The organism is Streptomyces sp. CB09001 (assembly GCF_003369795.1).
Taxonomy (GTDB): Bacteria; Actinomycetota; Actinomycetes; order Streptomycetales; family Streptomycetaceae; genus Streptomyces.
In genome coordinates, this window is the sequence record NZ_CP026730.1 from 127,117 (window position 1) to 151,772 (window position 24,656).

Here is a 24,656-nt window from a genome sequence, read left to right on the forward strand (position 1 = left end):
AGCACATGTGTCTCGCGGTGCCGGGGCAGGTGGTGGACATCCGGCAAGAGGACGGAATCCGCATGGCCAGCGTCGACTTCGGCGAGGTCGTCAAGGAGGTGTGCCTCGACTACCTGCCGGACATCACGACCGGCGAGTACGCCATCGTCCATGTGGGCTTCGCGATCCAGCGGCTCGACGAGGAGTCGGCTCTCGCGACCCTGGGCCTCTTCAAGGAGATCGACGCGCTGGACGAGGAGTTCGGAGATCCGTGGGCCCGAGCGGCGGCGGAGGCGGGTCAAGCACCCGAGGAGCCCGACCAGTGAGATACATCGACGAGTTCCGGGACTCCGGGCTGGCCCGGCGGCTCCTCGACGACATCACCCGGTCCCTCACACGGCCCTGGTCCCTGATGGAGGTCTGCGGCGGCCAGACCCACTCGATCATCCGGCACGGCATCGACCAGATGCTGCCGGACGGGATCGAGCTGATCCACGGTCCGGGCTGCCCCGTCTGCGTCACCCCGCTCAACGTGATCGACAAGGCCCTGGACATCGCCGCCCGCTCCGACGTGGTCTTCTGCTCGTTCGGCGACATGTTGCGGGTCCCCGGCAGCCATCGCGACCTGTTCCGCGTGAAGAGCGAGGGCGCGGACGTCCGCGTCGTCTACTCACCGCTGGACGCGCTGAATGTCGCACGGCGGGAGCCGAACCGACAGGTGGTGTTCTTCGCGGTCGGGTTCGAGACGACCGCCCCGGCCATCGCCATGGCGGCCCGGCAGGCCCGGAGGCTGGGCCTGAGCAACTTCAGCCTTCTGGTCTCGCACGTCAGGGTGCCCCCGGCCATCGAGGCGGTCATGCGGTCACCGGGGTGCCGGGTGCAGGCGTTCCTCGCGGCCGGACACGTGTGCAGCGTGATGGGGACGGCTGAATACCCGGCCCTCGCCGACGCGTACGGGGTACCGATCGTGGTCACCGGCTTCGAACCGCTGGACATCCTGGAGGGTATCCGCCGAACGGTACGTCAACTGGAGCGCGGCGAGCACCGGGTGGAGAACGCCTACCCGCGGGCCGTGCCCGCACAGGGCAACCCGGCGGCGCTCCGAACGCTGCGCGAGGTCTTCTGCACGACGGACCGCTCCTGGCGCGGCATCGGCGTGATTCCCCGCAGTGGTTGGCGTCTGCGGGACGCCTACCGTGATTTCGACGCGGAGCACAGGTTCGACGTCGAGGACCTGACCGTCGAGGAGTCACCGGAGTGCCGCAGCGGAGAGGTGCTGCAGGGACGGCTGAAACCGCACGAGTGTCGGGCTTTCGGTACCACCTGCACCCCTCGGACTCCCCTCGGCGCAACCATGGTCTCCAGTGAGGGCGCCTGCGCCGCCTACTACCTGTACCGACGAGTCATCACGCCCGATGCCAAGGAGACGGTCGCCCATGACTGACGGCACCACGGACCTCGCCGACTGGTCCTGCCCGGCCCCGCTGCGCGACCATCCGGTCGTGGTGATGGGCCACGGCGGCGGAGGGGCCCTCTCGGCGGAGCTGACCGAGCACCTCTTCCTCCCGGCCTACGGCGGTGAGGTCCTGGCCGGTCTCGCCGACTCGGCCGCCGTGACCATGGGCACCGCACGGCTCGCCTTCTCCACCGACACGTACGTCGTCCGGCCGCTCGCCTTCCCCGGTGGCGGCATCGGGGATCTGGCGGTCAACGGCACGGTCAACGACCTCGCCATGAGCGGGGCGGTACCGGCGTACCTGTCCTGTGCCTTCCTCCTGGAGAAGGGCACGCCCATGAGCACGGTCGGCCGGGTCGCGGACCAGATCGGTGCGGCGGCGCGGGCGGCGGAGGTCCAGGTGGTCACCGGCGACACGAAGGTCCTCGACTCGGGGCACGGCGACGGCGTGTACGTGAACACCTCCGGGATCGGGCTCATCCCCGACGGGGTCGACATCCGGCCCGGGCGGGCCCGGCCGGGAGATGTGGTGATCCTCAGCGGTCCCGTCGGCCAGCACGGCATCGCGGTGCTCAGTGCGCGTGAGGGTCTCTCGTTCGGTACGGAGATCGTCAGCGACACCGCACCGCTGCACGGCCTGGTGCGGGAGATGCTCCTCGTCACGCGCGACATCCACGTCCTGCGCGATCCGACCAGGGGCGGTCTGGCAGCCTCACTCAACGAGGTCGCACGGGCGTCCGGCACCGGAGTGGTGCTGGACGAGAGAGCGGTGCCGGTCCCCGAGCCGGTGGCCGCCGCCTGTGCCTTCCTCGGCCTGGATCCCCTGTACGTGGCCAATGAGGGACGCCTCGTGGCATTCGTCGCCCGGGAGGACGCGGACGCGGTACTGGAAGCGATGCGCGCGCACGTCCTGGGCCGCGACGCCGTCGTCATCGGCGGGTGCGTGGCGGAGCATCCGTCCGTGGTCGTGGCCAGGACCGCGTTGGGCGCAAGCCGGATCGTCGATCTGCCGCTCGGTGAGCAACTGCCGCGCATCTGCTGAACCGGGCCGTCGGTGCGCGAGGCCCGGAGATCCGCGTCGGACACGATGGGCCAGTGGCGGGGGTCGGCGAAGAGGCGCGACGCCTACGTCTCCCGCAGTGGCTGGATGACGCGGCCGCTGACCCGGTGCGGCAGGACTCGGACCCACAAGTCGCGCTTCCCCCCGGCCCAGGGGCCGGTACCGAGCCTTCGTTCCAAGACCTCCAGCGCCTCGCGATCGGCCGGGTGCTCGGCGGTGCCCGCCAGCAGGACGCTCCAGCCCAGGCCGGTCTGCTCGTCGACGTGGTCGGCCTCGAACGCGATCGCCTCTCCGACACGGACGCCCGCCGCGCCGGCTGAGTCCGTCCGGTAGACGACGCTCCGCCCTTCCACGAGGAAGTTGACCGGCACCACCACCGGAGCCTCCCTGCCCGGGTCGACCGTGAAGGAGATGCGGCCGATGCCGTGCGTTCCCAGCCGCTGCCAGCACTCCTGCTCGGACAGCCGCACCAGGACGGGACGCTGGGCCGGACCTCCCCTTCCAGGCGGCGCGTCCGTCCGCCCGGCCGTCAGCTCCTCGTAGGGCATCTCCAGCACGACCGCGAGCCGCGCGAGCGCCCCGGGGTCGAAGTCGCCGGCCCGGCTCTCGACTTCCCCCAAGTATGTCGTGGACATGCCCGCTCGCCGCGCCAGCTCGTCGCGAGACATGCCCAGCTGCCGGAGCCGCACCGCCATCCGGTCGGCCATGCGGCCGGCCTCGGAAGAGGGCTCAGCCCCGTCACCTGACCGTTCTGGATCGGCGTGCACGACTGTCCCCTCCATTCCTTCCGCCTTCCTCCAGAGGAGCAGATGCACCGTCCGTCCGCCAGCGCAGCGAACCGCGGCGAAGCCCACCGAACAGCGTCCGGCCGGATCCGTGCCGGGATCGGGGCTCGTTCGAGTCGAAGGTCCCGCGGGTCTGGGCCGAACGAAACCGATGGGCGGCCTGTACGGCCCTCCCCGCGAACGGCGCGCTCGATGGACACTGGAGGTGGTGGACGAAAGTCGCGCCGAGACGACCGTGACGGGGTCTCGCGAGCGCCGCGATCACAGAACGGAGGCCCACGGAAGACAACCTCAGCACCCGGGTATCCGGCCCAGGAGCCGGACCGCCGGTGGGGTCACTGGGAGGGCTCCATGGTTCAGGTTCAACTCGACCGGCAGACGGTGACCACCTTGGTGGCCGAAGCCACGACCGCCCCATCCATGCACAACGCGCAACCGTGGCGCTTCCGGTTCCTCGCAGCCGAACGCCTCGTACTGCTGCGCGCCGATCCCGAGCGGGCCATGCCCCGGTCCGATCCGGGGAACCGGGCGCTCCACATCGGCTGCGGCGCGGCCCTCTTCAACCTTCGCGTCGCCGCGGTGCACGCGTCCCTGGTACCCCGTACCCACTTGCTTCCCGACCCGCGGGACTCTCTGCTTCTCGCGTCCGTCCAGCTGGCCGATCTGTCGGAGGCACCGCAGGAGAGGGATCTGTGGCGGCTGCACCCGGCGATTCGACAACGACGCACGAGCCGTCACCCGTTCTCCGAGAGAGACATCCCCGAGGACGTCCGGGCCACGTTGCAGGCGACCGCGGCACGAGAAGGGGCGACCTTGCTCTTCCCCGGTCTGTGGCACGTCGAGACTCTGCTCGCACTGGTCCACGATGCCGAGAGTCGCGACCTGCTGCGGGCGGAGGGGAATGAGGACATGGTGCGCTGGACCAGGCTCGGCGGTGAGGTGGACACCGCTGTCGACGGCGTCCCCGCGTACGCCTTCGGTCCGCGCAAGAGGGACGGCAAGGCCCCGGTGCGCGACTTCTCCGGACGCAGGCCGGTGCCCGACCGGGAGAGCGCGGCCTTCGAGCGCACTCCCCATCTGGCCCTGCTCGGTACCCGCAGTGACGGCCCCAGGGACTGGCTGATGGCCGGACAGGCTCTGGAACGCGTTCTTCTGGAGAGCACCCTGGCGGGTCTGTCCACGTCCTTGACCTCGCATCCGCTGGAGGACCGGGAGCTCCGCCTCCTGGCTCGGGATCCCGGTTCGGGCGTCGGCCACGTACAGATGGTGCTTCGTCTGGGGTACGGGCCGAAAGGGCCGGCCACGCCTCGACGGCCCGTACCGGATGTATTGAGTATCGGCTGAGGGCCGCTCTCCCCCACGCGGGCCGGCCGGCACGGGCGACGCGCTGGGCCAGCCACGCCCGGATGCAGCACGAAGGGCGATGAGGTACCCCTCAAGGGAGAACGCAGCATGTTCACACAGAGCGGAGGCTGCCTGTGATGACGTCAACCGTCGGTGCGGGCCCTGCCGTACGAAAGGGTCGCTGTGCCTGAGCCGGGGCGCCGCGAGGATCCGGCCGTGGCACAGCGCGCGGACGTCCGCGAGACGCACACTGCGGTGGTCTTCTTCGTGGAAGATCGCGTGTACAAGCGCAAGAAGCCGGTGGATCTGGGGTTCCTGGACTACACCACCCTGTCGTCGCGTCGCGCCGTGTGCGAACGCGAGATCGAACTCAACCGGCGGTTCTCTCCGGACGTGTACATGGGCCTGGGTGAGCTCCGTACCCCGGGTGAGCAAGCGGCCGAGCCACTCGTGGTGATGCGGCGCATGCCCGATGATCGCCGCCTGTCTCACCTCGTACGGACGGGAGCACCCGTCGACGACGCCCTACGGGCCGTCGCCAGGCAACTGGCCGCATGGCACGCCACCGCACCCCGGGGCCCCGGCATCGCGGAACAGGGCACACGGGACGCCCTGGCGTCGCGCTGGGAGGCCGGCTTCGCGCAGGTAGACGCCATGGCGGCCGAGGGCCCGACGCCGGGCGAGACGGCGGAGGTCGAACGGCTGGTCCGCCGCTATCTCGAGGGACGCAAGCCCCTGTTCGACCTCCGTATCGAACAGGACCGAGTGCTCGACGGGCACGGCGACCTCCTCGCCGACGACATCTTCTGCCTCGGCGACGGGCCGCGGATCCTTGACTGCCTGGAGTTCGACGACCGTCTCCGGTACGTCGACGGTCTCGACGACGCCGCGTTCCTGGCCATGGACCTGGAGCTGCTCGGTGCACCCGAATCCGCAGCATTCTTCCTCACCCAGTACGGCGAATACTCCGGTGACCCCGCACCGCCGTCCCTGTGGCACCACTACGTCGCCTACCGTGCCTTCGTCCGAGCCAAAGTGTCCCTGATCCAGGCGCGGCAGGGCGCGCCCGGCGCGCAGGCGGCGGCGCGACGGCTCGTCCTGATCGCGCTGCGCCATCTGAGGGCCTCAGCCGTCGGCCTGACACTCGTCGCCGGACTTCCCGGCAGCGGGAAGTCCACGCTGTCCGGCGCGCTTGCCGACCGTCTCGGAGCGGTGCTGCTCAGCAGTGACCGTGTGCGCAAGGAGTTGGCGGGGCTCTCCGTGCAGCAGAGCGCCGCGGCCGACTACGGCGAGGGGCTGTACACCCCCGAGTGGACGGCCAGGACCTACGCCGAACTACTGGACCGGGCAGCAGCTCTCATGGCTCGGGGCGAATCCGTGGTTCTGGACGCCACGTGGATCGACTCGGCCCAGCGCGAGGCGGCACGGCGCACCGCCGAAATCACCGGCGCCGACCTCGTGGCCCTGCACTGCCACGTGCCCAGCGACGTGGCAGCTGCCCGCCTGAACACCCGTACCTCCGGCTCGTCCGATGCCGACCTCGGCGTGGCCGACGCCATGGCGGCCGAAGAACAGCCGTGGGCCGAGGCGGTCGGCGTCGACACCAGCGGCTCCCTGGGCTCCGCGGTCGCCCAGGCTCTGGCAGCTGTCCGGCCCTGGGGCTCGGACCAGGCCAAGGTGTTCCGACGTCCCTACATGGAGCCGGGCTGACGTACGACGATGCCCGACCGTCCCCGTGGGGGGCCGATCGTCACTGGCCCAGGGGGGCACGCCGCGCTTCCATGGAGGGAGCGACCGACGTTGCCGCGCCGCACGGACCGAGGTGCCCATGAACCGCTTGCTCCTCGTCGCGCGACTGCGCCGCTCAACGGCGGCCATCGCATCCCCCCGACTCGAGCACGGCCTCCTCGCTGTCACGACCGCGGCTCTGGTGGGTGGAGCCGTCGCCCACTTTCTCGACGCCACCGGCCTGGCAGACCTCTTCTGGGGGCTGGGCACCCTGGCCGCCGTTGTTCCCGCGGTGGGCTGGGTACTGGTCGCACTCCGGCGCGGGCACGCGGGCGTGGACCTGATCGCCGTACTCGCGCTCGGCGGCACCCTGGCCGTCGGTGAGTACCTGGCCAGGACCCTGATCGCGCTCATGCTGGCCACGGGCCGCACGCTGGAGGAAGCTGCTCAGCGCCGCGCCTCCCACGACCTGCACGCCCTGCTCGCGCACGCGCCCCGCTCGGCACGACGTCGCACCGACGAAGGCGTGGTCAGGGTGCCGCTGGGAGAGGTCGCTGCCGGGGACGCACTGGTAGTCGGCCCGGGTGAGGTCGTCCCGGTCGACGGCCGCGTCGAAAGCGCCGAAGCGGTCCTCGACGAGTCGGTGCTCACCGGTGAACCGCTCCAGGTCACGCGGCACCGGGATGAGGGGGCACGCAGTGGCGCGGTCAACGCCGGCGGCGCGTTCGACCTGCGCGCCACCGCTACCGAACAGGACAGCACCTACGCCGGCATCGTGCGGCTCGCCCAGCAGGCCGGCGCGGAATCGGCGCCGGTGGTGCGGCTGGCGGACCGGTACGCCGCCTGGTTCCTTCCGCTGGCACTCGTCACGGCGGCACTGGCGTGGCTGGTCAGCGGCTCCCCGGTGCGCGCGGTCGCCGTACTGGTGGTCGCCACTCCCTGCCCCCTGCTGCTGGCCGCCCCGGTCGCCGTCGTCTCCGGTCTCTCCCGTGCCTCCCGCCGCGGTGTGGTCGTCCGGGACGGTGGAGCACTGGAGAACCTGGGCCGGGCCCGCACCCTCCTGCTGGACAAGACGGGGACCCTGACCGTGGGCCGTCCTTGTGTCCTGGACGTGGTGGCCGCCCCGGGTCGCGTGCCGACGGAGGTCTTGCGAACGGCCGCCTCGCTGGACCAGTTCTCGCCCCATGTGCTGGCCCAGGCCATCGTCGAGACCGCTCGGACTCGAAGGCTGGAACTGTCGGAGCCGACCGAGGTGACGGAGGAGCCGGGCCGGGGGCCCGGGGCGTCGTCGAGGGTCACCGCGTCTTCATCGGTCGCGACGACGCCGCCCGGGCACGGCCGGCCTGGGCGAAGGCGGTCGACAACCGCGCCCTCCTCGACGGGGCGACCGTGGCATGGCTCGCTGTCGACGAGCGCCTCATCGGTGCCGTCCTACTGCGTGACCCCCTGCGCCGCGATGCTCCGCACGCCGTGCGTCGGCTCCGGGACGCCGGCATCGGACGACTGGTGATGCTCACGGGCGACCGGGCGGCCACGGCTCAAGAGGTGGCGGCCGTTCTGGGACTCGCCGGCGTCCGCGCCGGACTCGGTCCTGCCGACAAGGTGGCCGCCGTGCGCGACGAACGCAGTCACGCCGTCACGGTGATGGTCGGAGACGGGGTCAACGACGCACCCGCCCTGGCCGCTGCGGACATCGGTGTCGCCATGGGTGCCCGGGGCTCCACGGCTTCCTCCGAGGCCGCCGACATCGTGCTCACCACCGACCGCGTCGACCGCCTGGCCGACGCCGTTGTCATCGCTCAACGATCGCGCCGTATCGCTGTGCAGAGCGCCCTCAGAGGCATGCTGCTGTCACTGGCCGCCATGGTCGCGGCCGCTCTCGGCCTGATCCAGCCCGCCGTCGGCGCCCTGCTGCAAGAGGGCATCGACGTCGCGGTCATCCTCAACGCCCTGCGGGCCCTGCGCGCCGGCCGTGCCGAGCAAGTGGTCCTCGCACCGGCCACCGAAGCCCTCGTCCACCGGTTCGCCGCCGAGCACGACGACCTGCAGGATGTCCTCCAGGCGGTGCGTGCCGCCGCGGACCGCCTTTCCGGGGTTCCCGAGCCGTCGGCACTCGCGAGCGTCGAGGAGGCGCACCGGCTGATCACCGAGCGACTGCTGCCGCACGAGTACGCCGAGGAGCATCAGCTCTACCCGGCTCTGGCACCGGTGCTCGGTGGCCCGGAGTCCACCGCGACGATGAGCCGCGCGCACACCGAGATCGGACGTCTGTCCCGCCGCATCGCCACCCACCTGCAGCTCGCCCGTGCGAACGGCGGCCTGGCCTCCGAACAGCTGGACGACCTCCGCTCCTGCCTGTACGGCCTCAACACCGTGCTGCGCCTGCACTTCGCCCAGGAGGAGGAGAGCTACTTCTCCCTGGCCCCGTGACACGGGCCCCATGCCGGTGGATGCCGGGCTCGCACGCGGCGACGGCCTCGACGATGTAACTCCTCACTCACCCTGAGACGGGTCGCGCAGCCCGCGTGGCCGCGATGTCGCGCTCGGCGATGTCCAGCAGTTGCTGAGCGATGTTACGCAAGCCGCGTCCTGCGGCCGGCTCGTCGCCGATCTCCGGCACGTTCGCGTCGGCCGGTGGCGATGTGCGGTCCCACGACCGGTGAGCGCCGTGGTACCGGTTCCAGCACCACGTGCGCCTTGGTACCTCCGTCGTCGACCTTGCCGTCCCCTGTCCGCGCCTCACGTCACCAGGTCTCGCGAGGCGTCGCTCGTTGCTTCATGGTGGTGGGAGGGGGGCGGCGGCCCAGCTCCCGCGGCTCACCCGCCAGTGTGTTCCTCGTGGCTCTTCCCCGCACGCAGTGAGGACGGTTCTTCTGCCTCGCCGTGACGTCGATATCGCCAGGAAGATCAACCTTGGTTCCCTCCCCCGCCTCGGGAAACACCCCCGCCCCGGTGGCATGCACGCGACCCGAGTGCGGTCAGGACCCGGCAGGTGTGAGGGAGCTCAGTGCCGCGTCGAGGCGGCGACCGGCTTCCTCGGCCACGGGCGTCATGGCGTCGACGCCCGTGAGGGTGACCATGGTGCCGGGGTCGATGGCCTCGACGACCACTCGGTCGCCGTCGCCACGGACCACGACGTTGCAGGGCAACAGAAGCCCTACGGACCGGTCGGCTTCCAGGGCTCGGTGCGCCAGAGGCGGATTGCAGGCTCCGAGGATCAGGTAGGGCTCCATGTCCTCATCCAACTTGGCCTTGAGAGTCGCCTGTACGTCGATCTCGGTCAGGACTCCGAAACCCTGGTCGGCCAGGGCCTCACGGACGTCGTGCTGCACCTGATCGAACGGGCCTTCCAGCTTGACGGTACGACCGTAACGCATGGTGCTTCCTCCCCGCTTCTGAGGCTACCGGGGTACCCGGCGGGCGCACTCTTCACGCGCTCCGCGAGGGAAGGCCGCGAGGTTGCGCGTCACTCGACTTCTTCTGCTTCGGCCGAGCCCGTCGGTGCCGGGCAACGGGCGGTCTGATTCCGTACTTCCCGCTGCGGCGCATCTCCTAGGATCGCAGGAACCGTACGGGAACGAGCGGGAGGGGCTGCGGGGGCCTGTGACTCTTGACGGAGAGACGTACCACCGGAGACCGGAGCAGGAGCCCGACGGGCGACTCCCCCGCACGATGTCGAAGCAGGACGCATACGGGGTGGTGCTGGACTGCCTCTCCCGGACACCCGATGAGGTGCCCCGCACCCGTGCGCTGGTCCGGGCGGGAGAGACGAAGCCTTGGTGGTTCACCCCCCTCAGTCTCTTCATCGCCGTGCTCGGCACCTATGGCGCGTTCTTGTCGGGCGCGGGGACGTACTTCGTGTTGCGGGACGCTCCGCCTGCGGTCGCGATCGCCTGTGGTGTCTGCGCCGCTCTGGCCGTGTACCTGCTGTTGCTCGTATCGTCCGCGTGGTTCGACCGGACCGGACGGCGAGAAGGGCTGGTACACAGAGGCACCGACGCGGTGATCGCCTGCGTTCGTGCCCTTGAGGCGCCGGAAGCAGATCGTGCCGGCCTCCTTCAGGAGGTCGACGCCCTGTATCGCCGGATCGAGCCTCTCGTGCTGCGCGCCCACCGGACCCGCGGCACCATGGGGAGCTCCTCGCCACGGCGGACTGTCGCGCGTCAGCACGCGGAACTGGTGGCGGGCGCGCTCCGCCGCGACCTTTGCCGCGTGGATGCCGAGCCGCGGGAGGCGCTGCGAGATCTGGCGGGAAAGCTGGTCACGGTCTGCGAGCGTTACGCCGAGGGTCGGGTGGGTCGGCTACTGACCGAGGTCGACCTGGAAGGCGTGGAACCGGTCACCCTCGCTCGCGAGAGGCTCCGGGAAACGGCGCACATGACGGCGGTGGTCCTCGCGATGTTCTGCGGAGCGCTTGCCGCATGGCTGGCCTGCCGGGCCGCCGGCCTGCCGAAGGGCCTTCCCTTGGAAATGGCGCCGGTGGTGGGGATGGTGCTCGGCGGACTGCTGGCTGGTGGCTGGCAGCGCATGGCACGGGTGGCGGAACTGCTGCCAGGACGGTAGCGCCGCCACAGGGAGGCCGTGCTCCGGGGCAGCACCTGTCCGGTGCGCGGCGACGGCCACGCGGTCGCACGGCCCACCGCGTGCCCTGCGGGTACGGGGATACCGACCGACGTGCGCATGCGCTGCTCGCGACCGACCAGTACCGTGCTGACACGGAGGGCATCGGAACGCGGGGGCTGGAGGTCGCATGGCAGGCAAGGAGCTCCGGACGATCTCACGCAGAACGTACGAGACGGAGTTGCTGCGCTTGCAGACCGAACTGGTGAAACTCCAGGAATGGGTTCTGACCGGAAAGAAGCGCGTTGCGGTGGTGTTCGAGGGCCGGGACGCGGCCGGTAAGGGCGGCGCCATCAAGCGGCTCACGGAACACCTCAACCCCCGAGTGACGCGTGTCGTGGCACTGCCCCGACCGACCGAGCGGGAACGCACACAGTGGTACTTCCAGCGGTACGTGGAGCACCTGCCCGCGGGCGGCGAGATCGTTCTCTTCGACCGCAGCTGGTACAACCGGGCCGGGGTCGAGCGCGTCATGGGGTTCTGCACCGGCGAAGAACACCGTCGGTTTCTGCGACACTGCCCCGTCTTCGAAAGGATGCTCGTCGAGGACGGGCTCCTGCTGCGGAAGTACTGGTTCTCTGTGAGTGATGTGGAGCAGCAGGACCGCTTCCGGCGTCGCCTCGAAGACCCGCTGAAGCGCTGGAAACTCTCGTCGGTGGATCTGGAGTCGATCACCCGGTGGGAAGCCTACTCCCGCGCCAAGGACGAGATGATGGCGGCCACGGACACTCCCGAGTCCCCGTGGTACGTGGTGGAGAGCGACGACAAACGTCGGGCCCGGCTCAACATGATCGCCCACTTCTTGGACTCCGTCGCCTACCGCGACGTGCCGCCCCCCTCACTCACCCTCCCGGAGCGCCCACCGCCGACCGGATACACGCGCTCGCCCAGGGGACTGCAGACGTACGTCCCGGACCACGCGGCTCGCTTGTGACAGGTGATGGGGCGAGGCCACCGGCACCGACGTCGTGCAGCGAACCCCGTCACGTGACCTGTGGCACCACTACGACCGGGCAGGACGCGTGCTGCAGCAGCGTATGGGTGACCCGCCCGAGCTGAAGGCCGAAATGGCCCGACCGGTGACGGGCCCCGACGACAACGAGGTCGGCTGCGGCCGTCTGATGGACCAGCACCTTGCGGGCAGGCCCTTCGACCGTCCGCTTGCGCAGCCTCACGCTCGGATACTCTGCCGCGACTTCGGCCACCAGTGTGTCGATCAGAGCGGAAGCTCGTTGCTGGTGCTGGTACTCGGAGTCCTCACGTGACGTCCCGTCGTCGGCGTTCTCGTACGCCGGACACCGCCAGGCCCGCACGACGTCCAGCTCGCAGCCCCGTACGTCGGCCTCTCGAAAAGCGAACCGCACGGCCTCGCCGCTGGTGTCCGGGTCGCCGGCGCCGAGCAGGACGCGGGCGTGGGAGCCGGACAGCGCCGACTTCTCACCCCTGACGACGATCACCGGGCAGTCGGCCCGAGAGGCGACGGCCAGGCTGACAGAGCCGAGGAGGGCGCCCTTCAGCTCCCCACGGCCTCGTGATCCGGTGACCACCGCTGTGGCGTGCCGGCCTTCGGCCAAGAGCGCGGACACCGCTTCCGCGGGAACCGTGTCGGTGTCGACCGTGAGGCTGGCATCGTATCGCCGGACACGCTCTGCAGCGGTGCCAACGATGTTCTCAGCCATCACCTGCTCCGAGGGGCGTTCTCGGCCCGCCGTCGGCAGTGCTCCCTCATACCGCTCCCAGAGAGAGGCGTACACCAGACGCAGCGAGAGCCCTCGGCGTTGTGCCTCGTCCACCGCCCAGTCGATGGCAAGAAGGCTGCCGTCCGACCCGTCGACGCCCACAACCAGGGGGAGTGCCATCATCCCCACTACCCTTCTCTCTTGGTGCCGGTTCACGCAGCAGGGCTGCCACCTTCACGGTGGCATCGGGCGCCCGGGTTCGGCAGGGGCGATTGGGCCCGTACAAGGGACCTTCGACCCCACCCGCCCAGGCCGTCTCGGCCTCGTCCCGAGGGCCGGTGTCCCCATGGCCTGCGCAGTGGCGAGGGGTGAACATGAACAGAGGGGGTATCGCGAGACGAGGCGATCGTCATGGAACGGATCCAGGTGACAAGGCGACCGCGCCCTCCACGGCGGCCGGATCTTCCCGACCTGCGCACACCGTCGGGACGTCCCATGCCCTATTAGGCGCTGTCCGGGCGATCACATGACCGCTCACTCCCTGGTGCGTTGTTGTGGCCCTGGCGGACTGCGGCTCACGCACCGTGTGCGCTTCCCCTGATTCCGTAGCGCAACGCGTCCGGCGCCCTGAGGTCGTACGGCGCGTGCGGCGGCGCTCCCGTCCGGGGCCGACGGTCCCTCGTCAGTGCCCGGGAGGCCCATGGTGCCCGGGGGCTCACCCGTTGCAGACTGGTACCAGGGAGGCGGTCGCACCCGGCCGCCGCCCAAGACACTTGCTCGCCCCGACGGACCGCAGGAAGTGGAAGGAGACAGAACAATGACCTCCACGACTACGCTCCCCATAGCCATGCCGGCAGAGCACCGCGAACGTCTGCTGCGGCTCGCACGCCAGGTCTCGTTCCCGTCGGGTGCGCGGCTGTTCGAAGAGGGGCGACACGCCGATCGCTTCTGGATCATCCGCACGGGAACCGTCGTTCTTGACATCCGTCTCCCGGGCCGACGCAACGCCGACATCGAGTCGCTGGGCCACGGAGAACTGCTCGGCTGGTCCTGGCACTTCCCCCCGTACCAGTGGCACCTGGGCGCCGAGGCACTCAGCCCGGTACGGGCCTGGGAATTCGATGCGGAGACCGTCCTGGCCATGGGCGCCGAGCACCCGGAGTTCGGCCGGGCGATCGCGTCCTGGGTCGGACAGGTGGTGGCCGACCGCCTGCAGAGGACGCGCATCCGTCTGCTGGACCTGTACGCGCCTCATGGCAGCGGAATCCTGCCGTGAGTACAGCTCCTCGGGGCGAGGAGGAAGCCATGCTCAACAGCCCTCACACCGTAAGTGACGTGATGACGCACACGGCTGTCGCCGTGGGTCCACAGGCCCCGTTCAAGGACGTCATCGCGCTCATGGACCAATGGAAGGTCAGCGCTCTGCCCGTACTCGAGGGCGAGGGACGGGTGGTCGGTCTCGTGTCCGAGGCCGACCTGCTGCCCAAGGAGGAGTTCCGGGACAGTGACCCGGATCGGTTCACTCAGATGCGGCGCCTGACCGATCTGGCCAAGGCCGGTGGCCTGACCGCGGCGGACGTGATGACGGCCCCGGCCGTCACCGTCCATCCCGACGCCACCCTCGCCCAGGCCGCGCGCATCATGGCGCAGCGCAAGGTCAAGCGGTTGCCCGTCGTCAACGCCGAGGGACTCCTCGAAGGCATCGTCAGCCGGGCCGACCTGTTGAAGGTCTTCCTTCGCACGGACGACGACATCGCCGACGAGGTCGGCCAGGACGTCGTCGCCCCGCTCTTCCGCTCACTGGCGGACAACGTCCGGGTGGAGGTGTCGGACGGTGTCGTCACCCTCAGGGGGCGGGTCGAGGACACCTCGCTGGTTCCCGTCGCCGCCCGCTTGGTGCGCGCCGTGGAAGGTGTCGTCGACGTCCGGTGGAATCCGGCGGACGCCGACACGCTTGACGAACGGTGACGGACTCACTGACTGCCCACCTACTCCGTCGCGAATGCATCGACCGCGGTTCCGTAGCCGCCACCGCCTGGGGTGACCAGGACGAACACGTCACCGGCCTGCACCGCAGTGGAGCCACAGGCCGCCATGGGCACAACAATGCCCTCGCGTTCCACGCAGTGGTGGTCGAGAACGCCCACCCTTACGGCGCACCCGGGAAGCGCTGCCGGGCGTTCACACTCGCGTCACACATCACCAGTATTCACCCGTCCCCGCCCCATCCCATCGCCGCCCACGCCACCGTGCGTCGCGGTCGTCCATGAGACGCCGCCTCGCTTCACACCAGCCCGGTGCCGTTGCGCGACCGGCGGCACGTACGGGTGTGCGGCCACGCCCGCCGCGAGCCGCACACCCTGTTGTGCAAGCACCTGCCTCACTCAGGTGCGTCGCACCGGAATGGTCCGGGTTCCCGCCTTCGGGGTCGGAACCGGGACCGTGATGGTCAGTACACCGTCCTCGTACTCGGCAGTCGCCTTGTCGTCCTGTGCTCCGGCCGGAAGCCGGACGGAACGGGCGAAGGTGCCGTAGCGGAATTCGGTGCGGTGCTTCTCCTTGGTCTCCTCCGTGCGCTCGGCGCGCACTGTCAGCAGACCGTCCTCGACGGCGATCTCGACGTCCTTGTCGGGGTCGATGCCCGGAAGCTCGGCCTTGAGGACGTACACGTCGTCCGTTACATGCTCCTCAACCCGGATGCCGTGCAGACCGGGGGCGACGGGTGCTCCGGGAAGTCCGGTCTCGACCCAGCCGAACAGGTCGGGCCAGCCCGGCAGCCGCTCCAGCACGCTGCTCATATGACCCTCCTTTCCACCATTCAACGATCGCTCCGTCGAGCACTGCGTGGAAGGGCCGAACGACCCAGCCGGTCTGCCGGAGGAGCTGCGTTCTCCGACTCTCCTGCCGGACGGTGCCTGGGGCCCGTCAGCGCGCACCGCACGTCCACGACGCCCTCGACCGAGCGCACCAGCCGTTCGGCCAGCGGAACGAACGAGGTGTCCGGCACCCGGCCGGTGAGTGTGACCACTCCCTCGTGCACCTCCACGCGGACCGATTCGAGCCCTTCCGGGAACCGGCCGCCGACGATCTCCCGACGGACTTCCTCGGCGATGTCGAGGTCGGACCGCAGGAAAACCCTGAGCAGGTCCGCGCGGCTGACGATGCCCTGCAGTACGCCGTCGCGGTCGACGACGGGGAGACGCTTGACCTTGCGACGTGCCATGGCGCGGGCTGCCCGGGCCACAGGGGCGTCCGGGCGGACGGTCACGGCGGGAGTGCTCATCAGGTCCTCCGCGGTGACAGCCCGAGCCTTCACCAGCGCCTCGGGGATCCGGCTCCGGGGACCGCGCTCGTGGTCGGTGTCACGGAATTCCTCCTTGCGCAGCACATCGGCCTCGGAGACGACACCAATCACGTGGTTTCCCTGATCGATGACGGGAAGTGCACTGATCCGTTGTGTCTCCATGGTCCGGACGATGTCCTTGAACGTCGCTCCACCGGCCAGGGCGATGACTCTGCGGGTCATGACGTCCTCGACCCTGTAGACGTGGCCGTCCATGGCTTCCTCCCACCCGGGTGGTGAGTGTCCCGACACCTACAGAGTGTGTCACCGGCTCGGCGGACGCATGGGGCCCAGTGGCCACAAGGACTGACCGGCCGGCCCTTCCTCATGCCCCACTACCAGGTGCAGATTTGTTCTTGACCGGGCACGAGCGGCTACGGGCAGGTGAGCAACATGTCGGATGTGACGACCACGGACCTGTACGAGGTCACGATGGCCCTGTCGTACCTTCTCGAAGACATGAGCCGGCCCGCGACGTTCAGTCTGTTCGTGCGTGACCTGCCTTCCGAACGTGGATTCCTCGTCAGCGCGGGCATCGAACCGGCGCTCGACTACCTCAGCGCCTTCCGCGTCACCTCGGCGGACGCGGAGGACTTCGCCTCCGCTCTGCACCGTCCGTACGCCGACCTCTCCCCGCTCTGTGGCATGACATTCACCGGCGAGGTGCGCGCCGTGCCCGAGGGACGTGTGGTCTTCGCCGGAGAACCACTGCTGGAGGTCACCGCGCCGCTCGCGGAGGCTCAGCTCGTGGAGACCTTCCTGCTCAACCAGGTCTCGCATCAGACGGCCGTGGCGTCGAAAGCGGTGCGGTCCGTCCTGGCCGCCGCGGGGCGTCCGGTGGTCGACTTCTCCCTGCGCCGCACCCACGGGACCTCCGCCGGAATGCAGGCCGCGCGCACGGCGGCGCTCACGGGTTTCGCGGGGACCAGTAACGTGGCGGCGGCGGTCCGCTGGGGGCTGTCCGCGTCCGGGACGATGGCGCATTCGTACGTCGAGGCGTTTCCAGACGAGGAGGCCGCTTTCCGCGCCTTCGCCCGCGCCCACCCGGGGCCCGTGACGTTCCTGGTGGACACGTACGACTCGGTACGCGGGGTCCGTACCGCGGCTCGTGTCCTGCGCGACCTGGGGCGGGGGCCGGGGTGTGCCGTACGGCTGGACAGCGGTGACCTCGGTGATCTCGCCCGTCGTGCGCGCGCCGAACTGGACCGCGCCGGCCTTCCCGGCGTCCGTGTCGTCGCCAGCGGTGGCCTGGACGAGTACGGCGTGGACAGCCTCGTCCGTTCCGGGGCGCCCATCGATGTGTACGCGGTCGGCACCCGTGTGGGCACCTCCGCCGACGCTCCGTATCTGGACTCGGCCTACAAGCTGGTGGAGTACGACGGGCGCCCGGTAATGAAATTGTCGTCCGCCAAGGTGACGTCGCCGGGACGCAAACAGGTCTTCCGCCGTCAGGGGGGTGACGACGTCATCGCCCTGTGGGACGAGCCGGGGCCGGCCGGGGCGGAGCCACTGCTGCGTACGGTCATGCGTGACGGACGGCGGCTCCGGCCACCGGACACCCTGCCGGAGGGACGCGCGCGCCTCACGGCAGAGCTGGCGACCCTGCCGGCCGACGCACTGCGTATCCGGGCTCCCCGGCCGAGCCGAGCCGTGTGCTCCGAACGGCTGTCCGGACTGACCGCGGACCTTCGCAGGCGCCTCGGTTCGTTCTAGTCTCCTCGCCCCGGGCTCGGTGCGCGCAGTCCGACGGGCGTCTCTCCGCTGGCGCGGTGGCGTGGTAACGGGCAGCGTGGACAGTGGCGGACGACGCTCATGAGCGAGGTGACCATGCAATCCTCTGATTCGGCAGCACGGGTGGTCGTGGGAGTGGACGGGTCCGCGTCCTCCTATGCCGCGCTGCGCTGGGCCGACCGGTACGCACGCTCCGTCGGTGGTGTCGTGGAGGCGATCCACGTCTGGGACACACCGTCCGCCGTCGGTTTCGCCGGTCCGGCCATCGACCCCGATTTCGACCTGGAGCAGGCGCGTGAGCGTTTCACGGCGGAGCTGAACGCCATCTTCCCCGAGGAACGGCCGCCGGGTTTGCGGGAGGTCCTCGTGGAGGGCGACCCGTCCGAGACCCTCATCCGCGCTTCCCAAGGGGCCGAACTCCTCGTGGTGGGCCGCCGGGGCAGGGGCGCCTTCGCGCGGGCGATGCTTGGTTCGGTGAGCCAGCGCTGTGCTCAGCACGCGGCCTGCCCCGTCGTCGTCGTTCGCCAGGAATCGGAAGCCGACCCGGTTCACTGACCCGTCTCCCCGCTGGCCGCCCGCCCTGGGCTGCTTTGCGACGCGCGGGGCCATCGTCTGCATGGAACAGAGGGCATCGCACCCGTACGACGAGTGAGACGCACGGAGGCGTTGACGGCAGGGCGCCCACGCCGGGGCCAAAGACGGCGTCCCCGGCGGCACTCATCGCTGAGTCGTCTCCGTGTCCCGGACCGTCTCCCCGGAGACGGCGCTGCGCACCGCCAGCACCACCTCCGGCGCCTGGGCCAAGGTGTTCGTGACGGTGCAGTGGGACACAACCGCGCGCAGGGCGGCCTGCTTCTCTGCCGGCAACGCGGGAGCCGTCACGGTCAGGTGCAATGTCGCTACGCGCGGCGGCCGGTCGTCCGCCATCTGGAACTCGGCGCGGACGGAGAAGCCCTCCCGGCCGGCACCGTGCCGGTCCAGGAAGCGCCCGGCGTAGTGCGCGGCGCACGCGGCCACCGCTGCCACGAACAGCTCCACGGGTGTGGGGGCGGTGTCCGTTCCTCCTTCGGTGAGCGGTTGGTCGACGGTCAACTCATGCCCACGGACCCGGATCGCGTAGGCGTCCCCGGCGACCGACACCGCCTCGACGACTCCGGGCACGGCACGGGGCCCCGATTCCACAGCGGCTGCCTGGAGCAGCAGCAGACCGGCCAGACGCCTGGCCTCCTCCGCCGTGAGCGACGTCCACAGTTCGTCCTCGTCGTAGGAGGCGAAGGACGTGTCCAGGACGACGCGGCTCATCCGCGTGGGCAGCCCCTCGGGAGTGAACCGGGTGACATTGAGCGTACGGCCACAGCGTGTGTGCAGTTTCATCTCGTCTCCCGTCGAGTTTCGGCCGACCTCACCGCGTCGACCGGTCCTGGTCCGGTCCGTCGCCGTCGTGGCACGTGCTTACGGGGCCGGACGGCCCCTCCTCGCGCGCCGTGTGAGCGCACACCCCTCACGGGGCTGGGACGGAAGTGATGCGGCGCCCTGTCAGGCGTTCCATCTGCACGGCAAGCCACATGGTGCGTCCTCCGCCGGCCCACGGCTCGGTAGGCGCTCTTTCGGTCAGCCAACGCGCCTTCTCCGGATCCGTCACGGTCCGGCACCGGCCGACCACGAGGACGCTCCATCCCTGGCTCATGGGGTCGTCGATGTGGTCGACCTCGAAGGCGACCTCACTGTCCGCGGCTGCGGCAGTGGCCGCTTCGGGGGCAGTGCGGAACGCGATGGTTCCCTCCGACACCACGTAGTTGAGGGGGAAGACCGCCGGGCCGTCCGGCGTGTTCAGCGCGAGGCGGCCCACTCCGTGTGCGGAGAGGAGGGCGCGGCACTCCTCCTCGTCGAGGTCACGCAGCACGGGGTTGCGAAGTGCCACTCCCTGGCCCGGCGGGCGGTCGGCGCCGCCTCCCTGCAGTTCGACGTATGTCGTGCCGAGGGCGTCAGCCAGTCGCACGAGGCTGCCGAATCCCGGGTCAGCGGTGTGCGTCTCCAGGTAGGCCAGGTACTGCGGTGCCATCCGGGCCCGCTGGGCCACCTGCTCCAGGCTCAGGCCCTTGCTTCGGCGCGCCGCGGCCAGGCGTCGGCCGACGTCGCCGGCTTGGGCGGCGACCGGCGCGGAGCCCGCCGCTTCGCCACGGGGTACGTCCGGATTCGTTCCTGCCGAAGCCGTCGTCTCTTCTGCCCCGTGGTCCACGCGCGCGTCCGGGTCGGGGAACACCAGAGTGACGTCCCCGGTGTCGGACCAGCGCACGTCGTACGGCGGAGTTCCGTCGTCGTGGTGGAGTCCGACGATCTCCCCGTCCCGACGGGTGACGCCGGTGGACGGGCTTTCGACGATCAGACGGTCGCCGAGGTGTGCGTACATGACCGTGCCCTCTCCGTCGAAGGGGTCCCTGCACTCCAGCCTCGCGCGGAGACGCCATGCCCACCATGCGGCCGACGGTCCCGGTGGGAGTGCCGAACGGCCCTCGTCGTCGGCCCGAAGGACTCAGGCCGGGGACAGCGCCGAGCAGCACGTTGAAGGTGAGGAAGTGCGGACTGTCGCGACATCGGTGATCCGCAGCGGCTCGACGCCCGGAGGAGGCTGTCATGCAGCACCGAACGATAGGTGATCTCATGACCCGGCCCGTTGTCCACGTCCGGACGGACACGACGTTCAAAGCGGTCGTCGCGACCCTTGCCCACAACGATGTCACCGCCGTACCAGTAGTGGACGACATCGGCCGCCCCGTCGGTGTCGTCTCGGAGGCGGATCTGGTCCGCAGAATCGCTCAGCGCCCCGACCCCGCCGGCCCGACCCGGCTCCCCGAGCCGACGGACCGCTCCACCGGTGAGAACGTCACGGTCGAGGAGCTGATGACCACACCCGCGGTGTGCGCACGACCGGAGTGGACCGTTGTGGAGGCCGCGCGGATCATGGTCGCTGAGGGAGTCAAACGCCTTCCCGTGGTCGACGAGGCAGAGCGTCTCGTCGGCATCGTCAGTCGTGGCGACCTCCTTCGGGTGTTCCTGCGCCGCGACGACTCCCAGCGGGAGGAGATATCTCGCGACGTCCTGGTTCGAACGCTGGGCCTGGCACCGGCCGACATGACGGTAGAGGTGGATGAAGGCCAGGTGACCATCGCGGCTCTCCTGGACGATGCCCAGCTCGTTCCGGTCGTCGAACGGCTGTGCCTGGGCGTCGACGGCGTCGTCTCGGTCGACATGCACGTGTCCGGCCGAGGAGCCGGCACAGGCCCTGTCGGCACCCGCGATTGAACCGCCGCCACGACCGAGGGAGACGCCGTGGGACAGCGATCCGATGGTCCACGCGGGGCAGGTCGGCACCCGCCGCGCCCTTTTGGCAGTCCGGCCCGACGAGGTTCGGGGCCGTTCGACCCCCTCGGGTCCCGAGTGGGTGCCCGAACGGCCCCTGGACCGCGAATCGCCGCGGCGTGAGGCTGAAGGGGACAGCCGGAGGTGGTCACAATGCGCGGAGGCACAACCATTCGGCGGTCCCTGTGGCGTTGGCGCCGCAATCCGCTGCGCCGCCGCGAGGACGTGCTCGAGGCCTGGATCCTCCTGGTCGTCTGGTTCGTCATCGCCGTCGCCGGCCCCGTGGCCGGGGTGTTGGCATCCCACGCCGCGGCACACAGTGCCGCAGAACGGCGTGTGGAGCGGCACCCCGCAACCGCCACACTCGTGTCGGACGCATCCAGCAATCCCCTGGCCACGGGGACGACCGGAGGCCGGGTCGACGCGTCCGTGCGGTGGACGGCACCTGACGGCACGCGGCACTCGGGCAGGATCCCCGTCGACGAAGGGATGAAGGCCGGCTCGCGAGTGACGGTCTGGACGGACTCCCAGAACCAGCTGACGACGGCGCCGCCATCCGCCACCCAGGCAGGGGTGGACGCGGCGTTCATGGGTGCCGCGTCCTCCTTCGCCGTCGTGGCGGCGGCAGCCGCCGGCTACTACGGCGCGCGAGTCGTCCTCAACCGGCGTCGCCGCGCCGCGTGGGCGCACGAATGGGAGGACGTCGGTAGCCAGTGGGGACGAGCGTCCAACTGAGTCCGGGCGCCTCGTTGCGGTCCCTCCCGGCACTGTTTCCAGCGGTTCCCGGGGCAGTGAGAAGCCCTTCGGGGGACAGAAGGAGGACGGATGAACGGCTTCATGGTCGTGGGCGCCGACGGTTCCGCGCCGGGTCTCGAAGCCGTCGGCTGGGCCGCACGTGAGGCGGAAGTCCGCAACGTACCGCTTCAGGTCGTGCACGCGCTGGCCCGGCCGGCACATCTGCCGCTGGATGCCGCCCTGCCCAGGTCGGTCCGAGAACGTTTCCGGGTGACGGCGGATGCCGTGGTGGAGGAAGCGCTCCTGCGGGCTCGCGCCGAGGCGCCGGACGCCGACGTTTCGGGCCTGGTCATTCCGGGCGAACCGCTTCCGGTGCTCTTGGCGCGGGCTCGGTCCGCCGCGATGGCCGTCGTGGGGCACAGGGGTCTCAACGCCTTCCCAGGAACACTTCTCGGCTCCGTCGCGACCGGGCTCGCCGCCCACGCCGAGTGCCCCGTCGTGGTCGTACGCGAGCCGGCACGACCGGCGGGTCCCGTGGTGCTGGGCGTCGACGGATCGGCAGCCGGAGCGGCAGCCGTCCGGTTCGCCTTCCAGGAGGCTTCCCAGCAGGGCACGGGCATCACCGCCGTGCACGCGTGGACGGCCTGGAACGCGCCGATGCCGCCTCCCACGGACGAGACCGAGCCCTACGCCTACGGACCCGGCATGCTCGCGGCGGAGGAGGAGCGACTGCTGGCCGAGACGCTTGCCGGCATGCGCACCCGGTATCCCGACGTGAGAGTGGAACGCAGCACCGTCCACGGACCGGCACGGCCGGCATTGATCGAGGCGAGCCGCACGGCGCGGCTGACGGTGGTCGGTTCCCGGGGCCGCGGAGGCTTCACCGGCCTGTTGCTGGGCTCGGTCAGCCAGGCGGTCCTCCACCACGCGCACAGCCCGGTCGCGGTCGTACGGGCCTGACGACGACGGCGGCAGGGCCGCCCAAGACCTCTGGAGTGGAGGCGCAGACCATGCGCACCGAGATGAAGTCGTCCCCCATCGTGGTCGGCGTCGATGCCGATACCGAGAGGCGCGCGGCTCTTGCCTGGGCCGCCGACGAGGCCCGGCGTCGACGGCGGCCACTGGCCCTCGTACACGCCCAGGGTGAACCGCTTCCGGGGAGCAGGCAGGATCCCAGTCTCCCCTCATGGCAACAGTGGCGCGACGAACCGCACGCCAAAGGAAACGCCGTGCTCGAGGACGCGCTGGCTTTCGTCGAGAAGCGCTGCCCCGGCGTCGCGGCGTCCGCGCTGCTGGCCGAGGGACATCCCGCGTGGGTTCTGGCCGAACAGTCGCGTCATGCGGCGCTGGTGGTGGTCGGCTCACGGCACCTGGGAGCCGCACGTGAGCTGTTCTCCTCCGCCGCTGTGGCGCTGCCGCTGAGCGCGCGGTCGGCATGCCCGGTCGTCGTTCTGCGCGAGGACGAGCACACGACCCGACAGCCGCCCCATCTGGTCGTCGGCGTGGACGGCAGCCCGAACTCGGCGGCGGCCGTGGACTTCGCGTTCGAGGAGGCCGAACTGCGCGGCGCGAACCTGCGCGCCCTGTATGTCTGGCACACCCCTCTGCTCGGTGCCTTGGACGAACGCGCCGCACTGCAGGAGTGCCGGCGGGTGCTGGCCGAGACGACGGCGGGGCGTACCGCGGCCCGTCCGAGCGTGGAACTGCACCACGAGGTGGTCGAGGGGCACCCGGTCCAGGAACTGAGCAGAGCCGCTGCGGATGCCCTCGGTCTGGTCGTGGGCACCCGAGGGCGCGGCGGCTTCCGCGGCATGCTGCTGGGCTCCGTCAGTCAGGGCATTCTGCATCATGCGTACTGCCCGGTGTTCCTCGTCCCCCACCGGCAACACCAGTGATCCTCCGGAAGCTCACGCTCAGGGAAGGTGCTCGGTCATGACGCAAACCGTGGTGGTGGGAGTGGACGGCTCCCCGTCGAGTTCGAGAGCGGTGAGGACAGCGGCCCGGGAGGCGGAACTGCGTGGTGCCGGACTGCGGCTGGTGCATGCCTTCGGATGGCCGATGCCGCACGTGCCGCCAGGCGGCCCGCCCTGGAATCCGGACACCCGGGACGTGCGCGAGCTGGCCGACGGCACACTGGCCGATGCGGAACGGCTGGCGCGCGAAGTGGCTCCGCGTGTGGAGACCACCCGCCACGTCACCGTGGGCGAGCCGCTGATGGTGCTGGAGATCGCGTCTCGCACGGCTTCCGTCGTGGTGGTCGGCAGTCGCGGCCTGAACGCCTTCACCAGCCTGCTGCTCGGCTCCACCGCAGGGCATCTGGCGGCCCACGCCCGCTGTCCGGTGCTGGTCGTCCGCGGGCGGGGCGACCCCAACGGCCCCGTGCTGCTGGGAGTGGACGACGCACCCGCATGTCGGGAGGCCGTGCGCTTCGCCTTTTCCGAGGCCTCCACGCGCGGCGCGGAGTTGCTCGCTGTACACGTGAGCGGGTCAGGAAGCGTCGACGCGTACGACGGACCCGCCGACCCGCCCTTCGTGACGCGAGACGCGAGGCGTGAGCGAGTCCACGCCGAGCACGTGCTCGATTCAGTGCTGGCAGCCCCCGCGGACGAGTACGCCCATGTCACGGTGCGTCGTATGCCCGTCGTCGGCCGGGTGCGCCCAACGCTCGTGGAGGCCAGCGCCGACGCCCAACTTCTTGTGGTGGGTGCTCGTGGCAGGGGCGGGTTCGCCGGCCTGCTGCTCGGTTCCGTCAGCCAGGCTCTCCTGCACCATGCGCAGTGCCCCGTCGTCGTCGCCCGCCACGCCGGTCCTCCAGTGCCGTGAGCCGGGGGCCCGG

General features: G+C 70.4%; 23 protein-coding genes and 2 pseudogenes. 17 read left to right on the forward strand and 8 right to left on the reverse strand.

Annotated elements, in window-relative coordinates:
• Positions 1 to 5 precede the first annotated feature (5 nt).
• Genes C4J65_RS00635 through hypE form a run of 3 tightly spaced genes read left to right on the forward strand, consistent with a single transcriptional unit; the run spans position 6 to position 2,477 of the window.
• Positions 6 to 305, forward strand: a complete 300-nt coding sequence (locus tag C4J65_RS00635) for a HypC/HybG/HupF family hydrogenase formation chaperone (protein ID WP_115740566.1) — start codon at positions 6 to 8, stop codon at positions 303 to 305.
• Entirely contained in the window at positions 302 to 1,423 is a 1,122-nt protein-coding gene (hypD, locus tag C4J65_RS00640) for a hydrogenase formation protein HypD (RefSeq protein ID WP_115740567.1), read from the forward strand. The genes C4J65_RS00635 and hypD overlap by 4 nt, the downstream gene beginning before the upstream one ends.
• Entirely contained in the window at positions 1,416 to 2,477 is a 1,062-nt protein-coding gene (hypE, locus tag C4J65_RS00645; RefSeq protein WP_115740568.1) for a hydrogenase expression/formation protein HypE, read from the forward strand. Before hypD ends, hypE begins: the two co-directional genes overlap by 8 nt.
• Positions 2,478 to 2,560: 83 nt before the next feature.
• Here hypE and C4J65_RS00650 read toward each other — a convergent pair whose 3' ends face one another.
• Positions 2,561 to 3,277: a pyridoxamine 5'-phosphate oxidase family protein gene (locus tag C4J65_RS00650; protein WP_205350938.1), complete on the reverse strand. Its 717-nt coding sequence runs from the start codon at positions 3,275 to 3,277 to the stop codon at positions 2,561 to 2,563.
• 354 nt (positions 3,278 to 3,631) lie between these two features.
• On the opposite strand from C4J65_RS00650, the gene C4J65_RS00660 reads away from it, so the two are divergent.
• The 3 genes and pseudogenes from C4J65_RS00660 to C4J65_RS00670 all read left to right on the forward strand — a co-directional run bounded on the left by C4J65_RS00660 (position 3,632) and on the right by C4J65_RS00670 (position 8,782).
• The gene (locus tag C4J65_RS00660) at positions 3,632 to 4,624 is read left to right on the forward strand and encodes a nitroreductase (RefSeq protein WP_115740570.1); all 993 of its coding nucleotides are present in this window, start codon (positions 3,632 to 3,634) and stop codon (positions 4,622 to 4,624) included.
• Between the two features lie 216 nt (positions 4,625 to 4,840).
• The gene (locus C4J65_RS00665) at positions 4,841 to 6,334 is read left to right on the forward strand and encodes a bifunctional aminoglycoside phosphotransferase/ATP-binding protein (RefSeq protein ID WP_240330355.1); all 1,494 of its coding nucleotides are present in this window, start codon (positions 4,841 to 4,843) and stop codon (positions 6,332 to 6,334) included.
• 118 nt (positions 6,335 to 6,452) lie between these two features.
• Positions 6,453 to 8,782 (forward strand): annotated as a pseudogene (locus C4J65_RS00670) (heavy metal translocating P-type ATPase).
• A gap of 67 nt (positions 8,783 to 8,849) precedes the next feature.
• Here C4J65_RS00670 and C4J65_RS00675 read toward each other — a convergent pair.
• Positions 8,850 to 9,066: pseudogene (locus tag C4J65_RS00675) on the reverse strand (dsRBD fold-containing protein); the annotation flags it as partial.
• A gap of 264 nt (positions 9,067 to 9,330) precedes the next feature.
• Positions 9,331 to 9,729: a DUF302 domain-containing protein gene (locus tag C4J65_RS00680; protein WP_115740572.1), complete on the reverse strand. Its 399-nt coding sequence runs from the start codon at positions 9,727 to 9,729 to the stop codon at positions 9,331 to 9,333.
• Between the two features lie 295 nt (positions 9,730 to 10,024).
• Here C4J65_RS00680 and C4J65_RS00685 point away from each other — a divergent pair, with 295 nt between their 5' ends.
• Complete coding sequence (locus tag C4J65_RS00685; protein WP_162832956.1) at positions 10,025 to 10,915, forward strand: hypothetical protein; 891 nt, start codon at positions 10,025 to 10,027, stop codon at positions 10,913 to 10,915.
• Positions 10,916 to 11,102: 187 nt separating this feature from the next.
• Positions 11,103 to 11,906 carry a polyphosphate kinase 2 gene (gene ppk2, locus C4J65_RS00690; RefSeq protein WP_115740574.1) on the forward strand — a complete coding sequence of 268 codons (804 nt, stop codon included), beginning with the start codon at positions 11,103 to 11,105 and terminating at the stop codon, positions 11,904 to 11,906.
• Positions 11,907 to 11,955: 49 nt separating this feature from the next.
• Here ppk2 and C4J65_RS00695 read toward each other — a convergent pair whose 3' ends face one another.
• Positions 11,956 to 12,840 carry a universal stress protein gene (locus tag C4J65_RS00695; protein WP_115740575.1) on the reverse strand — a complete coding sequence of 295 codons (885 nt, stop codon included), beginning with the start codon at positions 12,838 to 12,840 and terminating at the stop codon, positions 11,956 to 11,958.
• Positions 12,841 to 13,468: 628 nt separating this feature from the next.
• Here C4J65_RS00695 and C4J65_RS00700 point away from each other — a divergent pair.
• Both C4J65_RS00700 and C4J65_RS00705 read left to right on the forward strand, forming a co-directional pair.
• Positions 13,469 to 13,927 (forward strand): cyclic nucleotide-binding domain-containing protein, encoded by a 459-nt coding sequence (locus C4J65_RS00700; protein ID WP_162832957.1) that lies wholly within the window; start codon positions 13,469 to 13,471, stop codon positions 13,925 to 13,927.
• A gap of 29 nt (positions 13,928 to 13,956) precedes the next feature.
• The gene (locus tag C4J65_RS00705) at positions 13,957 to 14,619 is read left to right on the forward strand and encodes a CBS domain-containing protein (protein WP_162832958.1); all 663 of its coding nucleotides are present in this window, start codon (positions 13,957 to 13,959) and stop codon (positions 14,617 to 14,619) included.
• A 416-nt stretch (positions 14,620 to 15,035) separates the two neighbouring features.
• Here the strand turns inward: C4J65_RS00705 and C4J65_RS00715 are convergent, their stop codons facing one another.
• Both C4J65_RS00715 and C4J65_RS00720 read right to left on the reverse strand, forming a co-directional pair.
• Complete coding sequence (locus C4J65_RS00715) at positions 15,036 to 15,449, reverse strand: Hsp20/alpha crystallin family protein (protein WP_115740578.1); 414 nt, start codon at positions 15,447 to 15,449, stop codon at positions 15,036 to 15,038.
• A 20-nt stretch (positions 15,450 to 15,469) separates the two neighbouring features.
• Positions 15,470 to 16,210 (reverse strand): CBS domain-containing protein, encoded by a 741-nt coding sequence (locus tag C4J65_RS00720; RefSeq protein ID WP_205350939.1) that lies wholly within the window; start codon positions 16,208 to 16,210, stop codon positions 15,470 to 15,472.
• A gap of 177 nt (positions 16,211 to 16,387) precedes the next feature.
• On the opposite strand from C4J65_RS00720, the gene C4J65_RS00725 reads away from it, so the two are divergent.
• Positions 16,388 to 17,707 (forward strand): nicotinate phosphoribosyltransferase, encoded by a 1,320-nt coding sequence (locus C4J65_RS00725; protein WP_115740579.1) that lies wholly within the window; start codon positions 16,388 to 16,390, stop codon positions 17,705 to 17,707.
• A 114-nt stretch (positions 17,708 to 17,821) separates the two neighbouring features.
• The gene (locus C4J65_RS00730; protein WP_115746231.1) at positions 17,822 to 18,280 is read left to right on the forward strand and encodes a universal stress protein; all 459 of its coding nucleotides are present in this window, start codon (positions 17,822 to 17,824) and stop codon (positions 18,278 to 18,280) included.
• Positions 18,281 to 18,442: 162 nt separating this feature from the next.
• On the opposite strand, the gene C4J65_RS00735 is transcribed toward C4J65_RS00730, so the two are convergent.
• Complete coding sequence (locus C4J65_RS00735; protein ID WP_240330356.1) at positions 18,443 to 19,099, reverse strand: OsmC family protein; 657 nt, start codon at positions 19,097 to 19,099, stop codon at positions 18,443 to 18,445.
• A gap of 127 nt (positions 19,100 to 19,226) precedes the next feature.
• Positions 19,227 to 20,135 carry a pyridoxamine 5'-phosphate oxidase family protein gene (locus C4J65_RS00740; RefSeq protein ID WP_115740580.1) on the reverse strand — a complete coding sequence of 303 codons (909 nt, stop codon included), beginning with the start codon at positions 20,133 to 20,135 and terminating at the stop codon, positions 19,227 to 19,229.
• A gap of 224 nt (positions 20,136 to 20,359) precedes the next feature.
• Between C4J65_RS00740 and C4J65_RS00745 the strand changes: the two genes are divergently transcribed.
• The 5 genes from C4J65_RS00745 (at position 20,360) to C4J65_RS00765 (ending at position 24,643) form a co-directional block, all read left to right on the forward strand.
• Positions 20,360 to 21,028 carry a CBS domain-containing protein gene (locus C4J65_RS00745; RefSeq protein WP_115740581.1) on the forward strand — a complete coding sequence of 223 codons (669 nt, stop codon included), beginning with the start codon at positions 20,360 to 20,362 and terminating at the stop codon, positions 21,026 to 21,028.
• A gap of 210 nt (positions 21,029 to 21,238) precedes the next feature.
• Positions 21,239 to 21,820, forward strand: coding sequence for a hypothetical protein (locus tag C4J65_RS00750; RefSeq protein ID WP_115740582.1), 582 nt, complete (start codon positions 21,239 to 21,241; stop codon positions 21,818 to 21,820).
• Positions 21,821 to 21,910: 90 nt separating this feature from the next.
• Positions 21,911 to 22,780: a universal stress protein gene (locus tag C4J65_RS00755; protein WP_115740583.1), complete on the forward strand. Its 870-nt coding sequence runs from the start codon at positions 21,911 to 21,913 to the stop codon at positions 22,778 to 22,780.
• Between the two features lie 50 nt (positions 22,781 to 22,830).
• Positions 22,831 to 23,715 (forward strand): universal stress protein, encoded by an 885-nt coding sequence (locus C4J65_RS00760; RefSeq protein WP_115746232.1) that lies wholly within the window; start codon positions 22,831 to 22,833, stop codon positions 23,713 to 23,715.
• A gap of 37 nt (positions 23,716 to 23,752) precedes the next feature.
• Positions 23,753 to 24,643, forward strand: coding sequence for a universal stress protein (locus C4J65_RS00765; RefSeq protein ID WP_115740584.1), 891 nt, complete (start codon positions 23,753 to 23,755; stop codon positions 24,641 to 24,643).
• Positions 24,644 to 24,656: the final 13 nt, after the last annotated feature.

Coding starts and splice junctions, on each gene's coding strand:
- C4J65_RS00635 (WP_115740566.1), top strand. CDS start 6: ATGTGTCTCGCGGTGCCGGGGCAGGTGGTGGACATCCGGCAAGAGGAC.
- hypE (WP_115740568.1), top strand. CDS start 1,416: ATGACTGACGGCACCACGGACCTCGCCGACTGGTCCTGCCCGGCCCCG.
- C4J65_RS00650 (WP_205350938.1), bottom strand. CDS start 3,277: ATGGAGGGGACAGTCGTGCACGCCGATCCAGAACGGTCAGGTGACGGG.
- C4J65_RS00660 (WP_115740570.1), top strand. CDS start 3,632: ATGGTTCAGGTTCAACTCGACCGGCAGACGGTGACCACCTTGGTGGCC.
- C4J65_RS00680 (WP_115740572.1), bottom strand. CDS start 9,729: ATGCGTTACGGTCGTACCGTCAAGCTGGAAGGCCCGTTCGATCAGGTG.
- C4J65_RS00685 (WP_162832956.1), top strand. CDS start 10,025: ATGTCGAAGCAGGACGCATACGGGGTGGTGCTGGACTGCCTCTCCCGG.
- ppk2 (WP_115740574.1), top strand. CDS start 11,103: ATGGCAGGCAAGGAGCTCCGGACGATCTCACGCAGAACGTACGAGACG.
- C4J65_RS00700 (WP_162832957.1), top strand. CDS start 13,469: ATGACCTCCACGACTACGCTCCCCATAGCCATGCCGGCAGAGCACCGC.
- C4J65_RS00705 (WP_162832958.1), top strand. CDS start 13,957: ATGCTCAACAGCCCTCACACCGTAAGTGACGTGATGACGCACACGGCT.
- C4J65_RS00715 (WP_115740578.1), bottom strand. CDS start 15,449: ATGAGCAGCGTGCTGGAGCGGCTGCCGGGCTGGCCCGACCTGTTCGGC.
- C4J65_RS00720 (WP_205350939.1), bottom strand. CDS start 16,210: ATGGACGGCCACGTCTACAGGGTCGAGGACGTCATGACCCGCAGAGTC.
- C4J65_RS00725 (WP_115740579.1), top strand. CDS start 16,388: ATGTCGGATGTGACGACCACGGACCTGTACGAGGTCACGATGGCCCTG.
- C4J65_RS00730 (WP_115746231.1), top strand. CDS start 17,822: ATGCAATCCTCTGATTCGGCAGCACGGGTGGTCGTGGGAGTGGACGGG.
- C4J65_RS00735 (WP_240330356.1), bottom strand. CDS start 19,099: ATGAAACTGCACACACGCTGTGGCCGTACGCTCAATGTCACCCGGTTC.
- C4J65_RS00740 (WP_115740580.1), bottom strand. CDS start 20,135: ATGTACGCACACCTCGGCGACCGTCTGATCGTCGAAAGCCCGTCCACC.
- C4J65_RS00745 (WP_115740581.1), top strand. CDS start 20,360: ATGCAGCACCGAACGATAGGTGATCTCATGACCCGGCCCGTTGTCCAC.
- C4J65_RS00750 (WP_115740582.1), top strand. CDS start 21,239: ATGCGCGGAGGCACAACCATTCGGCGGTCCCTGTGGCGTTGGCGCCGC.
- C4J65_RS00755 (WP_115740583.1), top strand. CDS start 21,911: ATGAACGGCTTCATGGTCGTGGGCGCCGACGGTTCCGCGCCGGGTCTC.
- C4J65_RS00760 (WP_115746232.1), top strand. CDS start 22,831: ATGCGCACCGAGATGAAGTCGTCCCCCATCGTGGTCGGCGTCGATGCC.
- C4J65_RS00765 (WP_115740584.1), top strand. CDS start 23,753: ATGACGCAAACCGTGGTGGTGGGAGTGGACGGCTCCCCGTCGAGTTCG.